The following is a 15,226-nucleotide window of genomic DNA, read 5'->3' on the forward strand; positions in this document are numbered from 1 at the left end:
CCAGAGCGATGCACGCAAATCGTTCTGGCTCGCCCTCGTATACCTGGGGTCCAGTGTCGCGGTCGTCGATTTTGCCGCGATGGAACGTTCGAAGGATCAGCCCATGTCACTCTCAGCATTTGTTCTGACCGCGCGCCCCCTCGAGACGATCGGTCAGTGGCAGGCCGCCATCGATGCACTCGGCTTCAAGCTGACCCTGGAGGGTGAGCCGCACGAGCGCATCGATGCCCTGTTCGGCCACTTGCCGGCCATCTGGGAAGGACGCGAAGCCGGTTTCGAGTGCATGCCTGGTGACGAAGTGGCCATCGAAGAGTTCATCGAAGACAGCGAGGAGCTGGGCTCTGGCGGTCCGTGGACGCAGATCCTCGAATTTTCGTATGTCGGCACCGCAAACATCGCCGGCGTCGCGATCGCGGGTGCCGTTTACGCTCACGTGACCGGTGGGTTCTTCTGGGAGGGTGAGGCAGGTGAGCGCGTCGATGCCGCGGAGGCCGTGGCGTACGCGCGAAGGATCGAGGCGGACATCCGCACGGCGTTGGCCAGCGAGAGCGCCTGACCGTATGATTCTCGGCAGATACGCGTTGGAGGGAGCCAAGATACGAAAACGGCGAGCGCAGATGCGCCCGCCGTTTTCGTTCACTTTGAACGCCGTCCCCGTTGTCCGGAGCGGGACGCCTAGTTGTCCTCGTCTCCCGGCTCGAAGCTCGGCACCTGCTCGGCGCTCGCGACAGGGGTCGGCGCCGAGAGGGTCGAGGGCACGTTCACGCCATCGCGTTTATAGATGTCGTCGCGGAACTGCACCGAGCCGTCCGGGGTCGCCCAAGCGGTGATGTAGGTCCAGTAGACCGGCACGGGGGTGCTCAGGGTCGCGTCTACACGCTTGCCGCTCTCGATGGCCTGCTCGACTTGGTCGCGGCCCCAGCCGGGCGTGTCCTTGAGCAACCAAGTGATATACTCGCGCACGTTTTGTACGCGGACGCAGCCCGAGGAGATGAAGCGGAAATCGTCGCCGTACACGCCCTTGGAGTTCGTATCGTGCATGAACACGCCGTGGGGGTTCGGGATGTTGATGCGCACGATCCCCATCGAGTTGAAGTCGGCGCCCGAATCCTGACGATAGCGGTATCGCGTGCCCTCGTCCGAATTCCAGTTCACCGAGGCCGGCGAGATCTCGGTCTCACCGGTGAAGATGCGGATCTTGTTCTCGGTGAGGTAGTTCGGGTCCTTCTGCATCTTTGGGATGAGGTCCTTCTTCACGATGGAAGCCGGAACCGTCCAGAAGGGGTTGAAATTGATCTGCGTCGCCTTGGTGTTCATGATCGGCGATTGACGATCGATCTTGCCGACACCGGCGGCGTGCAGGGTCACGACCTGGCCGTTCTCCACCGTCTGGACCAGGGCGGCGGGAATGTTCGTGATGACGAAGCGGTTGCCGAGATTGCCCGAATACGAGCGCAGGCGGACGGCATTCACCTCGAGCTGCTTCAGGCGAATGTCGGCCGACACGTTCATGGCCTGCTGGGTGGCCGGGCTCATGGAGCCGGTCTGGCTCAAGCCATGTCGGGCCTGGAACCGCTTTACGCCGGCTGCCACATAGGAATCGTACACGTTCGATCCGCCGGAGGCGGAGTCGAGGTCTCCCGTCACCGTGAGACGCTGGCGCAGAGCCGCCACTGCCGGTCCCTTGCTGCCGATGCGTAGCCGGTCGGCGCCGGAGACCGGTCTCCAGCCGCCGCGCGCCACGATGTCCTTGTAGCGCTCGACCATCTGTTCCGTGGCCGCAATCGTCTGCGGCGACAGGATCGGCGTCGAGGAACGCTGCACCTGCATAGCCGAGGGTGCAGCGTAATCCTGCGCCCACTCGGCCTGGGCGAAACCGGCCTGCTCCCGTGCCGAGGCGGTTTGGGCGAAGGCGGCGACACCGGCAAGGAGTACGAGACCCAATGAGCGGATGGGGTAAGCCTGTTTCAGCATCGGACGGAAACTCTGATCTGACCTGTGAAGCGGCACGAGGCCGTCGGGGCATGGCCGTGATTGAGAACGGCCACCGAAAGTCCTGTGCCGCGAACGTGTCGGGGCACGGTTAAGAAGTCATGCGGTCCGGGCTAGAATGTGGCGCCGTCAGATTAAATCGCGGCTTGTCCTGTACTGCAGCGCACATGCAACATCACGGCACCACGCCTCGTCGAGGGTATGGCGGGATTATGTCCGTTGGGGTAAGCGCTGGAGGTATGATGTCGGGAGATTCAGCGGCGGGCGGCGGGCGCGTGATCACGGCGGTGATCGCGCTCTATGCGTTCGTGCTGCAGATCTTCCTCGCGACCCTGATGCCGCTGCCCGCGGCTGGGCACGCCGATCCGATCTGTTCCGGCCTGATGGACGGCGAATTCGCCGCGCAGCAGCCAGACGGTTCGACCCACGTCGGCCACAAGCTTTGTTGCACGTCGGCAGTCGCGACCGTCCTAGCTGATCAACCGGTGCTCGCGTCCAGCGCGATCGTCTGGCCGGCCCCGTCCGTCATCCATCTGGTCTGGCGCGACGTAGCCTACCTCGGTACACGCGGGCCACCGGGTTCTATTCCCCATCCGCGAGGTCCGCCCGCCGCCTGAAGCGATTCGATACCTCGATTCCTTCAGACACGGACATTCATCATGAAACGGATACTGTGGTCGGAGCTTGCCGCCGCGCTCCTCGTCACCCTCCCTACCGGCGCCGCCTTCTCTCACGCCACAATGGAGCGCAAAGAGGCAAGCCCGAACGCGAGCTATCGCGGCGTGGTCCAAATCACCCATGGGTGCGACGGCGAACCGACCAATCGGGTGAGCGTCACGATTCCGGAGGGTGTCATCGGCGCCAAGCCGATGCCGAAGCCCGGCTGGACGGTGACAACGGAAATAGGCCCCTACGCCAAGCCGTATCCCTATTATCACGGCGACATTTCCCAAGGCGCGAAGACCATCACCTGGAGTGGCGGCCAATTGCCGGACGATCAGGTCGACGAGTTCACCTTTCTTGCCCGCATCTCCGATGCGTTCGCGCCCGGCGCGACCGTGTACTTCCCGGTCAAGCAGGATTGCACGAGTGGCAATCATCGCTGGAGCGACATCCCCGCTCCGGGGCAGAACGCCCATGCGCTGAAATCACCCGCACCGGGCGTCGCCATCGTCGTAACTCAGGCCCCGGCACCGCCGCGCGCGGCGTCATCCTCCTCGGGGCAGATCAAGGCGGGCGACCTCACCATCGATACGCCATGGATGCGCGCCACGCCCGGCGGCGCCACCGTGGCTGGTGGATATGTCCGAATCAGTAATACCGGCAAACTGGCGGATAAGTTGATCTCCGCTTCCATCCCCATCGCTGCATCCGGGTCGATCCATTCCATGACGATGGATGGCGGGGTGATGAAGATGGCCGTGGTGGAAGGCGGACTCGTGCTCAAGCCTGGCGAGACCGTGGAGTTGAAGCCCGGCAGCTATCACCTGATGTTCGAGGGGCTGAAGGCATCGCCAAAAGTCGGCGAATCGATCTCGGGGAATTTGGTGTTCGAGCGCGCGGGCACAGTACCGGTCACCTTCGCCGTCGCGCCCATTGGCGCCAGGGCACCGAACGCGGCCGGAGCAAGCGAACCGGCGGCTGGACAACACCAGCACTGAGCGTCCGTCTCCTGAACGGCTTCGCGCTTTGGCGGTTCCGCCAACCGCGCGCACTCCCTTTCTCTTTTAGGACTCGCCGCTCCTCCGCCTCAATCGGGCGGAGTGTTTCAGGGCGCGGGATCCGGAGCTTCCTGCCATGCCTTCTTCACGTCTTACGGGTGCGTTCGCACTCATCCTCCTCTCCTCTACATCTGCCTTCGCTCAAGGCGTGGCGAATGCAGAACTGCCGGAACTCAGTGTCCAAGGGACAAACTCCGGTTCACTCACCGTGCCGAGCGTTCCCGCACAGCGGAATGCGGTGAACGCAACTGTCGGTTCGGTGGCATTCGTCGATGCCAAGGAGTTCCAGAATCGCTACGCCAATACCCTACGCGACGTCCTGAAGGACACGCCCGGCGTGTTCGTGCAGCAGCGCTACGGTCAGGAAATGCGCCTGTCGGTGCGCGGCTCGGGAATTTCGCGCGGCTTCCATCTGCGTGGATTGGAACTGCTGCAGGATGGCATCCCGGTGAACTCGCCGGACGGCAGCGGTGACTTCTACCAGATTGATCCGCTCGCTCTGCGCTCTGTCGAAGTCTATAAAGGCGGCAACGCGCTCACCTTCGGTGCGACGACCCTGGGCGGCGCAATCAACTTTGTCACGCCCACTGCCCAGACGGCCTTCGCGCCAAACATCCTGCGCGTCGATAGCGGCAGCTTCGGCACTATCCGAGAGCACTTCCAGTTCTCGCGGATCTCCGGCCCGGCCGATTTCCTCATCAGTGGCACGCTGACCAATTCCGATGGTTTTCGCGACCACGAAACCCAGCGGACTCAGAATTTCAACGCCAATGTCGGCTACCGGCTCGCACCCGGTGTCGAGACGCGATTCTACGTCGGCATCTACCTCACCGATCAAAAGCTGCCCGGAACGCTCAGACTCTGGGACGCGCTCAACAACCCGACCATGGCCAATCCGAGCGCCATTTCGGGCAACCAGTCGCGCAAAGTCGAGACGGAGCGGGTGGCGAATCGCACTTCGTTCGCCCTCGATGTGGGCAAGCTCGACATCGATACCTGGGCGATTCACAAATCGCTCTATCACCCGATCTTTGAGGTTATCGACCAAGACGGCTGGACCTACGGCATCTCCCCGCATTGGGCCGGCACCTTCGACATCGGCGGATACCGCAACGACACGATCCTCGGCCTTCGTGCCTTCGCCGGGCAGAACTCGGCGCTGCAGTTCCGAAACGTCGCCGGACAGCGCGGCGCGCAGACCCTGAACGCGCTTCAGAGCTCATCGAACTACGAGGCCTATGGCGAGAACCGGTTCTGGTTCCTGCCGGATGTCGCCCTGATGACAGGGGCGAAGGCGTTCTCCTCGAACCGGACCTATAGCGACAAGGGCGGCTTCGGCCTAAACCCGGCGGTGAAATTCGACAACCGGACCTATCAGGGGATCAACCCGAAGCTCGGCCTGATCTGGCAGCCGCTACCCGACATCCAAGTTTTCGCCGACGTTACCCGCTCCCGCGACGTGCCGGACTTCACCGACCTGACCCAGACGATTGGGACGACGACGCAATTCGTGCCGCTTCAGGCACAGCGGGCCTGGACCTACGAGTTTGGCACGCGTGGCCGTCTTGACCGGCTCGCCTGGGACGTGACGCTCTATCGCTCGGAAGTCCGGGACGAGCTCATCAACTTCTCTGTTGATCCGGGGCGCAACATCCCTGCGGCGACCTTCAATTCGCCGCGCACGATTCATCAGGGCGTCGAGGCGGCTGTTTCCCTCGACATCATCCGTGACCTCGCCGGGGTCGGCGACCAAATCTCGGCGTTGCAGATCTGGACGCACAACGATTTCCGGTTCGTCGGCGATCCGATTTTCGGCGACAATCAAATCGCCGGCATCCCGCGGGACGTGCTGCGCAGCGTCGTCACCTACAGCCACCCGAGCGGCTTCCACCTTAGCCCTTCGGTGGATTGGGTGCCGCAAGGCGCCTTCGCGGATCACGCCAACACCCTGCGGGTGCCCGGCTACACCCTGATCAACGTCCAAACCGGCATCGACTTCTCGAATGGGGTGTCGCTGTTCCTCGACGCCCGCAATCTCGCCGATACACGTTACGTCTCTGACGTGGCGGTGGTGAACAACGCAGTGACGATGGGCAGCAATCCGACCGCCTTCTACCCTGGGGTTGGTCGCAGCTTCTTCGGAGGCGTGCGGGCTTCATTTTGAGAAGGGCGTTCCCGTCACCCCGGAGAACCCTCCGGATCGTATGGGGCGCAAGGCCGGGGACGGGGTCTCGCTTCCTCGTCACCGGCTCCATGAACGCTTCGGCTTGCTGCGGTGCCCGGGTCATCGAGCGCCACAGCGCCCGATGACCCGGGATGGGATCCCTGCAGAACTCCCTCTCAGTACAATCCACCAGCCTGGGCGGCACGGTCGGCGTCCGCTGGTACGGCGGCGGGAGCTGCGGGCGCCGCGACGTAAGCGTCAGGCGGGGCGGTGCCTGGCTTGAACGCCTCTAAGATCGTACCGGAGCCTTCGCCGGAGCCGGCGCGCATGCCGGAGGCGACGTTGACGCGGATCAGCTTGATGCCGGGCGGTACACGGAACGGTGTCGGCGGCTTGTCCTTGAGAGCCTGTTTCAGGAAGTCGAGGGCGACAGGCGCCGCGAGACCGCCACCTGTGGCGCGGTCGCCGAGCGAGCGCGGCTTGTCGAAGCCGATATAGACCCCGACCGCGAGGTCCGGCGAGAAGCCGACGAACCACGCGTCCTTGGCATCGTTCGTCGTGCCGGTCTTGCCGGCGAGCGGCTTGCCGATCTGCTTCAGCAATGTCGCGGTGCCGCGCTGGACAACGCCTTCCATGATCGAGACCATCTGGTAGGCGGTGAGTGGATCGAGGACCTGCTCCGAATCATCTACCAGCTTCGGCTCGTCCTGGCCGGACCACTTTTCAGCGTCGCAGCCGAGACACTTGCGGTTGTCGTGCTTGTAGATGGTTTCGCCGACACGATCCTGGATGCGGTCGATGAGGGTTGGGCGAATACGGCGGCCGCCATTGGCCAGCATGGAATAGGCAGTGACCATGCGCATGACGGTCGTTTCGCCCGCCCCGAGCGACATTGGCAGGACGGGGAGCATATCGTCGTAGACACCGAAGCGGCGGGCGTATTCGGCGATGAGCGGCATGCCGACATCCTTCGCCAGCCGCACGGTCATCAGGTTCTTCGAATGCTCGATCCCGTAGCGGAGCGTGTGCGGGCCACCCGCCTTGCCGTCGTAGTTCGAGGGAGACCACGCTTCCTGGCCGGGACCGGCCTCAATGGTGATCGGCGAGTCCTGTACGATCGATGAGGGCGTGTAACCGTTGTCGAGGGCGGCCGAGTAGACGATCGGCTTGAATGACGAGCCGGGCTGACGCTGGGCCTGCGTCGCACGGTTGAACTGGCTCTCGTCATAGGAGAATCCCCCGACCATGGCGTGGACGCGTCCGGTATAGGGATCCATGGCGACGATGGCGCCGGAGACATCCGGACGCTGGCGCAGCCGGTACTGTCCGCGCCCCCCGTCGATGGCCTCGACATAGATGACATCGCCGGCATTGAGCGCTGCCGATGGCGAGCGTCCGGTCCAGCGGGTGCCGTCGGCGGCGATAGTGCCGGTCTCACGCTCCTTCGAGATTTGACCGGATGCCTCGCGGCGGGGCTGCAAGCCGATCTGAGCCACGCCTCCCGTCGTGCTCAGGACGACGGCGAGGCGCCAAGGTTGGACGTCACCGAGGCCCGGCACTTCGGCAACGGCGAGACCCCAATCGCGGCCGACGAGATCGACCTTCGCCTGAGCTCCCCGCCATCCGTGAGATTGATCGTAACGGATCAGGCCATCCACGAGCGCCTTCCGCGCCCAGGCCTGCATCTTCGGATCGAGGGTGGCGCGCACGGAGAGGCCGCCCTCGTAGAGCTTCTTTTCGCCGTAGCGTTCCGTGATCTCGCGGCGAACCTCTTCCGTGAAGTAGTTGGCATTGGCGGCGTTGGCGAAGGCGACGCGCGGGTTGACGCCGAGCGGCATCTTACGCGCGGCTTCTCCTTCTTCCTTCGTGATGTAGCCGTTCACGGCCATCAGGCCGATGATCTCGTTGCGTCGGTCGAGGGCCTTTTGGGTCTGACGATAGGGATGATAATTGTTGGGGCCCTTCGGCAGCGCGGCCAGATAGGCGGCCTCGTTGATCGTCAGCTCGTGGACGGACTTGCCGAAATAATCGAGTGCGGCGGCGGCGACCCCGTGCAGGTTGCGGCCGGGCACGATGGTGCCGAGGAAGATCTCGTTGAGGTAGAGTTCGAGGATTTTGTCCTTAGAGTAGGCCGACTCGATCCGCAGGGCGATCAATGCCTCCTTGATCTTGCGGTCGAAGGTCTGCTCATTGGTGAGCAAGAAGTTTTTCGCTACCTGCTGGGTGATGGTCGAGGCGCCCTGCTTCTTGCCACTCTTGGCGTTGGTCAAGATCGCCCGCACGACCCCCTCGGGGTCGATGCCGCCATGTTTGTAGAAGTTCTTGTCCTCGGCCGAGAGGAAGGCGGCCACAACGATCTTCGGCATCGCCTGGATCGGCAAGTAGAGCCGGCGCTCGTTGGCATATTCTGCGAGCAGGCTGCCATCCGCTGCGTGAACGCGGCTCATCACCGGCGGCTCATAATTGGCGAGGGCGGCGTGATCGGGCAGATCCTGACTGTAGGTGTAATAGAAATACGCGCCGGCTGCCGACAGCAGCACGAACAACATCGCCCCGATGCTGAACAGGAAGCCGAAGAAACGAAGGATGAAGCGCATCCGGGTCCCGTCCGTCGATGATCTGCCGCTGCCGGTCCGGCCGAGAGGCGAGGATGACCGAGACCTCGATCGTCCCGGAAAGGCAAGAATGACGCGACGACCCGCGATCGTTCGGAAGGCGTGAGAAGCCTATTCCGGGCCGGGGCGCCGTGAGCCCCGGTTTCACACCGTATCTATGGTGAAACTGGGGCGATTGCCGCAGAGCGGCGCGGCGGCACCGGCCGTGTCAGGGAAGTACGGTTGGCAAAAAACGCGTCGATGGCCTTCGCCATCCCGCCGGTGACGTCGGCGCGCCAGGCTTCGGATTGCAGTAGGTCGAGGTCGCGCTTGCTCGACAGGTAGCCGAGTTCCACCAGCACTGAAGGTACGTCTGGCGAACGCAAGACCACGAAACCGGCCTCACGATGCGGTTTGTTGCTCAACTCCATGACGGGGCTGAGATAGGACATAAGACCCTTGGCGAAGCCCGACGAGAAGGTGCGCGTCTCGCGCAGAGTGAGTTCCTGTAGGATGTCTGCGATGTGGCCGGGACCTTGGCCAGAATCCGTGCCTGCAGTCGAATCAGCCTTGTTCTCGCGCTCCGCGAGCTTGGCCGATTCAGCGTCCGTGGCCTTTTCGGAGCCGGTGTAGATCGTCGCGCCGCGCACTTGCGGGGCGGACGAGATTGAATCTGCATGAATCGACACGAAGAGATCGGCGCTCGCCTCGCGGGCGATTCGCACCCGCTCGGCCAGAGGAACGAACACGTCGCGATCACGGGTCATCCGCACCCGGTAGCGGCCAGACGCTTCGAGCTTGCCGACGAGGGCCTGGGCGAACCCAAACACGATGTCCTTTTCGAAGATGCCCGAGGCAGCGATGGCGCCTGGATCGATGCCGCCATGCCCGGCATCGATCATGATCAACGGCCGGGAATCCGTCGGTTCTGCCATAGCTTCCTTGCGGGCCGGAGGCGACGGGTCGTTCGCCACGGCGGCGCGACGAAAAGTGTCGCGGTCGACCCGCTGGAACTCTATCGAGAGCAGGACCGCGCCGTCGCGCATACGCGTCGTCGTTTCGACGCGCCCGACGGTGGCCGGCTGAGCAAGGTCGACGACGATGCGCGAGCGGCCTGGAGCGAACAGGCCATAGCGGAAGGAAGAGACCAACCCTTCGCGACGTCGCCCGGTGTCAGATCCGAGCTGAAAGTTCACTTCCGTGAGGTCGATGACTACCCGGTCGGGCCGCTCCATGACAAAGGTGCGTGCCTCGATCGACTTCGACAATGTGAGGGTCAGCTTGGTCGATCCGCCCGCACCGGTGGAGAGATCCGCCGCGATGGCGACGGCCGATTGTTGACCGGTGACTGTCGGATTCGTCCGGATATCGTCCTGGGCCACGACCGGAACGGCCATCGCGAGGGCGGATAGGATGATTGCGTGGCGCAGCAGGCGAGCGAGAGGCGGCATCGATCCGGCAGTCTTTGTCCTGAAACCAAGAGGCCGTTGGAACCAACAGACCTCCGGAACCAAGGGGCCTTGGGAAGCGCGAGTGTTCGATAAGGGATACGGCTGGGATGGTTAACCGTTCCTCTCCGGCCTGATGGCGAAGCAGCCGGGATGTTGCTGTGAGGCGACAGGACCGGAGCGGATGCACGCATGGACGCCAAGGCGTCAAAGTTGTGACGGCTATGGCGTTGCTGCTTGCCAAGTGCCCGCGACGATCTGTAATGGTACTGTCCCTTCCCGGGTGTCGTGCGGTCTCATTCGCGGCCCGCGAGAGCGTCCTGGCCAGTCGCCGTGTCGCCTCGCAGTCGGCTCTCCGCGTCAAGTCCGTCGGCGTTTTTCAATTCGGGTGGGTACCGGTGCATGCGGCGATCGTTTCGCCAAGTCGCCGTTCTAGAAATCAGCGGCCGGCATTTGCACGGTCTCAAAGTCTTCGTGAGGTCAGGGAGCGGATGGACGGACGCACAGCATCGGTTGCCGTTGCTCGTGTTCAAAGCGTACGCGTTTCGCGTGGCGCCGGTTCGCCGTCGGCCCTGGCCATGTTCAACCCCACGCGCGCCGATCACCGGCGCCTAGCGGCGGTTGACGGCAATCCCTTCCCCAAAGCCCCCCTGGCCCGCATCGTCGGGTCTGGGCGTGCGCTCCCCCCGTCGCCCGATGGGCCGGAATCGGGCAGCGCTTCGCCGGGACAGTTCGGCTGCAGAAGGACGACGTCGATCGCCATGAAAGTCCGACATGGCCAACAACAACAAGATGCTCATCGATGCGATGCATCCGGAGGAAACCCGGGTCGTCACGGTCCACGGGTCTAGGGTCGAGGAGTTCGATTTCGAAGCGGCCAACCGGCGTCAGCTTCGTGGCAATATCTACCTTGCCAAGGTGACTCGCGTGGAGCCTTCGCTCCAAGCGGCCTTCATCGAGTATGGCGGCAACCGCCACGGTTTCCTCGCCTTCAGCGAGATCCATCCCGACTATTATCAGATCCCCCTCGCCGATCGTCAGGCGTTGCTGGAGGACGAGGCGCGGGACGCCGAGGAGCACCGCGAACGCGAGGAGCGCAAGCCGCGCCGCCGTTCGCGTGGGCGCCGTGCAGAGGCTGCATCTGCCAAGACCAGCGAGACGGTGAGTGCCGACGACGTCTCGGAGACCGTTGAGGTAGGTCTTGCCGAGGAGCGGTCGCGTCAGGCCTCGGCACCGACCAGCAACGAATCCGGTGAGCATCCCATCGTATCGGACAGCGCCGGCGAGCTCGGCGGCGGCGTGAGCGTGAGTGACGAGGCTGCTCCTGCGGATATCGTCACTCCCGAGGCGGTCGTCATCGAGCCCGGTTCGGATGAATCGTCCGATCTGCCGCCTGCTTCCCTCGAAGGCGAGGTCTCCGCACCGGTAGAAGCGACCTCATCCGCGTTCGAAGATGCGGCGCCCGCCCAAGTCGATGTGGCAGAACCAGTCGCCGAGGGGCATCCCGATGCTTCCGTTCTCGAGGACGAGGACGAAGAGTCCGATGAGGATGAATCGGACGAGGACGACGATTCGGACGATGAGGAGGACGAATCCGACGACGAGGATTCGGACGACGAGCATGATGGCGAGGATGGCGAGCACAAGATCGCCCAGGTCGGCGGTAACGGCGACGCTCTGGCAGAGATCCCCGAGCGCCCCCGCACTTATCGCCGCCACTACAAGATCCAGGAGGTGATCAAGCGCCGCCAGATCATCCTGGTGCAGGTCGTCAAGGAAGAGCGCGGCACCAAGGGCGCGGCACTCACCACGTATCTGTCGCTGGCCGGCCGCTACTCGGTGCTGATGCCCAATACCGGCCGTGGTGGCGGCATCTCGCGTAAGATCACCTCGGCGGCCGACCGCAAGCGCCTCAAGGAAGTCGCCCAGGATCTTGAGGTTCCGGAAGGCATGGGCGTGATCTTGCGCACCGCCGGTGCGTCCCGGACCAAGCCGGAGATCAAGCGCGACTTCGAATATCTGATGCGCCTCTGGGAGAGCGTGCGTGAGTTGACGCTGTCCTCGTCTGCGCCTGCCCTGGTCTACGAGGAAGGTTCGCTCATCAAGCGCGCCATCCGCGACCTCTACAACAAGGATATCGACGACATCCTTGTGGCGGGCGACGAGGCGTACCGCGAGGCCCGCGACTTCATGCGCATGCTGATGCCGGGCCAGTCCAAGGTGGTGCAGCCCTATCGCGACCCGACTCCGATCTTCGCGCGCCACGGTGTCGAGCAACAGCTCGACGCGATGTTCTCGACGCATGTGACGCTGAAGTCAGGCGGCTACCTCGTCATCAACCCGACCGAAGCCCTGGTTTCCATCGACGTCAATTCGGGCCGCTCGACCCGCGAGCACGACATTGAGGACACGGCACTCCGCACCAATCTGGAGGCGGCCGAAGAGGTCGCCCGCCAGCTTCGCCTGCGCGATCTCGCCGGTCTCGTCGTGATCGACTTCATCGACATGGAAGAGAAGCGCAACAACCGCGCGGTCGAGAAGAAGCTCAACGACTGCCTGAAAAACGATCGCGCGCGCATTCAGGTCGGTCGCATCTCGCCCTTCGGTCTGCTCGAAATGAGCCGCCAGCGCATCCGCACCGGCATGCTGGAGAGCTCGTCGCTCCCCTGCGTCCATTGCGGTGGCTCGGGGTATGTCCGCGCCACTGCATCGGTGGCACTCCAGATCCTGCGCGCCATCGAGGAGTCGCTTCTCAAGAGCACGACCCACAATCTCATCCTGCGCACCCGCACGGAGGCAGCGCTCTACATCCTGAATCAGAAGCGCGCGCATCTGCGCGAACTGGAAATCCGCTTTGGCGTCAGCGTGACCATTGCCGCGGACGAGCGGCTGGCCGCGACATCGGCATTCCAGCTCGATCGGGGTGAATTGGCGATCCGGAGCGAGGGACCCGTGACCGGTGTCCGCGCCGTAGCAATCTCGCCTCAGCTCGATGCCGAAGACGATATCGATGGCGACGATGAGGAAGAGGCCATCCTCGAGGCTGAGGCCGAACCGGTCGAGCCGGAGGCATCGCGCGAGAAGTCGAGCGAAAGCAATGGTGAGGGCCGACCGGGAGGTCGCCGTCGTCGGCGTCGGCGGCGTGGGGGGCGTCACGAGACCGGCGAATCGTTGGGGGATCACGCGACCGGCGAAGACGAGCAGTCCGGCGACGACGAGACCGACAGCGAGAGCCGGGACAACGACGATCAAACTGGCGAAGATTCGGATGGACGGGTTAGAGAGAATGAGGGCGATGAGCTTGTCGTAGCGGATGTCCGGGACGGCGAGGCAACACCTCGGTCCGACTCGTCCGACGACGAGGGGGCCGGTCGCCGTCGTCGTCGTGGACGCCGAGGCGGACGCGGTCGTGACCGCACAGAAGGTCGCCCGCGCGAGAATGGCGAAGAGCAGCAGGCCGTGTCGGCCTCCTTCGAAGAGGTTGCTCAGGTTTCGACTGGCCTGCCTCAGGAGGCGTCGGAAACGGCCTCCGCACCCGTTTCGGTAGACCTCCCGGTCGCTGAAGTGCCTTCGATCCCTGCCGCTGAGCCGGCAGCTCCGGAGGCGGTTGTCAGCGATACGGTGGATTCGTACGTTGCCGCGACGGAGCCGGTTCCGGCTGCAACTCCAGCCCCCGAGCCGGTAGCAGTCGTGCTAACGCCAATCGATCCGGATCGTCCGAAGCGCGCCGGATGGTGGTCGCGGACCAAGGCCGCGCTCACGGGCGATTAGTCCAACTCCCGATAACGCCTATCCCAACGTTCGAGCGGGCCGCATCCGGACAGGATGCGGCCCATTTCGTTTGTCGCTTCGGGGTCGCTGGGCGAGGCAACGACCTTTGACGGATCGAGAGACCGCATCCGCGGGCAGATTTCCATGGCCGAATGATAACTGTTGTGCATTGTTAGTATAAATATTATGCAGGCTGCCTTCAGTGAGTACGAAAACCAATTTCTAAAATAATAGTATATGATTGATTGGGGCTGTTACAGCAAATCAAATGTTTTCCGAAGCCGTGATTGCTTACGGTCGAGCAATATTTGAAGAAAAATTATACGACGTCGGAAAGGACGGTTGTCATCCTGCTGTATTCACCGTTGCGAGACGGCCGGAGTGTTTTCAAGTCGGCCTGGAAGCCTGGGGAATCTCTTTGCAAGAGGGTTTATGTTGTCACAACCCTTGCGGCCATCAATAAAAGGATCGGGCCGTGCGCCGTTTTTACACATCATTGCTGGCGTTCGGTACACTTGCGGGCGCTGCTCTTTCACCGGCGATTGCTGCCGATCTGTCCGTTCCCAAAGCCATGCCGATCGAGGCGAAGGCCGCCGCCCCACTCATCGGCTTCTCTTTCGGCTCGAGCTATCAGACGGACTATAACTTCCGCGGTGTGTCGCAATCGAACCTGCAGGGAAGCTATCAGACGTTTTTCGAAGCCCAGTTCCTGAACAACTTCGCCTATTCGGGGTTCGCCACCTATCAGACCCGCCTTCCGACCCGGCCGGACATGGAGTTCGATCTGATCGCCGGTATTGGTCCAACTTTCGGAAAGTTCGCCTTCGATCTCGGCATCCTTTACTATTTTCATCCCAACGAGCAGCCGGTCATCCTGCCGGGCGGCACGGCGTTTTCGACGAAGAACTCGGACTTTCACGAAGCCGCCGGTAAGATACTTTACACCGCGACAGATTCGCTGACGCTGGGCACGAACGTGTTCTTTTCACCGAATTTCTTCGGTAAGCACGCGATCAGTACCTATGCGTCCGGAACGGCCGCTTACACATTGCCGGCATCGCTGTTCCCGTTCCTGCCGGAGTCTTATGCGGGCGGGTTCTCGCTGTCGTCCGAGCTCGGCTACTTCTTTCTTGGCGCCGCAAAGAACTCGGCTACCGGATTCAACACGGATATCGGGCGGTTCACTTCATTCAACCTGCCGAGCTACCTCTATGGGAACGTCGGTCTATCCTACACCTACAAGAACATCGTTCTCGACGTACGCTACCATGATACCGATCTGACCAAGGCCGAATTTCGAAATGGTGCGGCGATGCGGTGATCGGTTCGATCACCTTCCAGACATCCACGGCGGCACCGGGCATCTATGCCGAGCCGGGCGGGTTCCTGAACCTGTTCCGCTAAGCGCGGAGCCGAGCGACTAGGGTCTGGCCTCAATCAGCACCAGAAGGCGATGACAGCGGCGAGTGCGACGGCGGAGGCATAGTTGCGGGCCAGCTTGTCGTATCGGGTGGCGATACGACGGAAGTCTTTGAG

At 63.0% G+C, this 15,226-nt stretch carries 9 protein-coding genes and 1 pseudogene; 6 read left to right on the forward strand and 4 right to left on the reverse strand.

What is annotated here, in order from left to right:
- Nucleotides 1-103: 103 nt before the first annotated feature.
- Nucleotides 104-556 carry a hypothetical protein gene (locus ASF26_RS15925; protein WP_156463008.1) on the forward strand — a complete coding sequence of 151 codons (453 nt, stop codon included), beginning with the start codon at nt 104-106 and terminating at the stop codon, nt 554-556.
- Nucleotides 557-675: 119 nt separating this feature from the next.
- Here ASF26_RS15925 and ASF26_RS15930 read toward each other — a convergent pair whose 3' ends face one another.
- The gene (locus ASF26_RS15930; protein ID WP_056255770.1) at nt 676-1,974 is read right to left on the reverse strand and encodes a L,D-transpeptidase family protein; all 1,299 of its coding nucleotides are present in this window, start codon (nt 1,972-1,974) and stop codon (nt 676-678) included.
- Between the two features lie 260 nt (nt 1,975-2,234).
- Between ASF26_RS15930 and ASF26_RS15935 the strand changes: the two genes are divergently transcribed.
- The 3 genes from ASF26_RS15935 (at nt 2,235) to ASF26_RS15945 (ending at nt 5,877) form a co-directional block, all read left to right on the forward strand.
- Nucleotides 2,235-2,609, forward strand: a complete 375-nt coding sequence (locus tag ASF26_RS15935; protein WP_244475950.1) for a hypothetical protein — start codon at nt 2,235-2,237, stop codon at nt 2,607-2,609.
- 42 nt (nt 2,610-2,651) lie between these two features.
- Nucleotides 2,652-3,653: a DUF1775 domain-containing protein gene (locus tag ASF26_RS15940; protein ID WP_082477662.1), complete on the forward strand. Its 1,002-nt coding sequence runs from the start codon at nt 2,652-2,654 to the stop codon at nt 3,651-3,653.
- Between the two features lie 136 nt (nt 3,654-3,789).
- On the forward strand, nt 3,790-5,877 hold the full coding sequence (locus tag ASF26_RS15945; protein ID WP_156463009.1) for a TonB-dependent receptor: 2,088 nt from the start codon (nt 3,790-3,792) through the stop codon (nt 5,875-5,877).
- 176 nt (nt 5,878-6,053) lie between these two features.
- On the opposite strand, the gene ASF26_RS15950 is transcribed toward ASF26_RS15945, so the two are convergent.
- Together ASF26_RS15950 and ASF26_RS15955 are read right to left on the reverse strand one after the other, a co-directional pair.
- Nucleotides 6,054-8,474 carry a penicillin-binding protein 1A gene (locus tag ASF26_RS15950; protein ID WP_056255773.1) on the reverse strand — a complete coding sequence of 807 codons (2,421 nt, stop codon included), beginning with the start codon at nt 8,472-8,474 and terminating at the stop codon, nt 6,054-6,056.
- 173 nt (nt 8,475-8,647) lie between these two features.
- The gene (locus tag ASF26_RS15955; RefSeq protein ID WP_056255774.1) at nt 8,648-9,922 is read right to left on the reverse strand and encodes an N-acetylmuramoyl-L-alanine amidase; all 1,275 of its coding nucleotides are present in this window, start codon (nt 9,920-9,922) and stop codon (nt 8,648-8,650) included.
- 771 nt (nt 9,923-10,693) lie between these two features.
- On the opposite strand from ASF26_RS15955, the gene ASF26_RS15960 reads away from it, so the two are divergent.
- Both ASF26_RS15960 and ASF26_RS15965 read left to right on the forward strand, forming a co-directional pair.
- Nucleotides 10,694-13,690 carry a ribonuclease E/G gene (locus ASF26_RS15960; protein ID WP_056255775.1) on the forward strand — a complete coding sequence of 999 codons (2,997 nt, stop codon included), beginning with the start codon at nt 10,694-10,696 and terminating at the stop codon, nt 13,688-13,690.
- A 475-nt stretch (nt 13,691-14,165) separates the two neighbouring features.
- The gene (locus ASF26_RS15965) at nt 14,166-15,011 is read left to right on the forward strand and encodes a TorF family putative porin (RefSeq protein ID WP_244475951.1); all 846 of its coding nucleotides are present in this window, start codon (nt 14,166-14,168) and stop codon (nt 15,009-15,011) included.
- A gap of 116 nt (nt 15,012-15,127) precedes the next feature.
- Here ASF26_RS15965 and ASF26_RS15970 read toward each other — a convergent pair.
- Nucleotides 15,128-15,226: pseudogene (locus ASF26_RS15970) on the reverse strand (IS5/IS1182 family transposase); the annotation flags it as partial.

This window comes from Methylobacterium sp. Leaf93, from assembly GCF_001422345.1.
Lineage (GTDB): Bacteria > Pseudomonadota > Alphaproteobacteria > Rhizobiales > Beijerinckiaceae > Methylobacterium > Methylobacterium bullatum.

Bases quoted from the DNA above. Each gene is read 5' to 3' on its own strand.
- ASF26_RS15940 (WP_082477662.1), top strand. From the start codon at position 2,652: ATGAAACGGATACTGTGGTCGGAGCTTGCCGCCGCGCTCCTCGTCACC.
- ASF26_RS15950 (WP_056255773.1), bottom strand. From the start codon at position 8,474: ATGCGCTTCATCCTTCGTTTCTTCGGCTTCCTGTTCAGCATCGGGGCG.
- ASF26_RS15955 (WP_056255774.1), bottom strand. From the start codon at position 9,922: ATGCCGCCTCTCGCTCGCCTGCTGCGCCACGCAATCATCCTATCCGCC.
- ASF26_RS15935 (WP_244475950.1), top strand. From the start codon at position 2,235: ATGTCGGGAGATTCAGCGGCGGGCGGCGGGCGCGTGATCACGGCGGTG.
- ASF26_RS15925 (WP_156463008.1), top strand. From the start codon at position 104: ATGTCACTCTCAGCATTTGTTCTGACCGCGCGCCCCCTCGAGACGATC.
- ASF26_RS15945 (WP_156463009.1), top strand. From the start codon at position 3,790: ATGCCTTCTTCACGTCTTACGGGTGCGTTCGCACTCATCCTCCTCTCC.
- ASF26_RS15960 (WP_056255775.1), top strand. From the start codon at position 10,694: ATGGCCAACAACAACAAGATGCTCATCGATGCGATGCATCCGGAGGAA.
- ASF26_RS15930 (WP_056255770.1), bottom strand. From the start codon at position 1,974: ATGCTGAAACAGGCTTACCCCATCCGCTCATTGGGTCTCGTACTCCTT.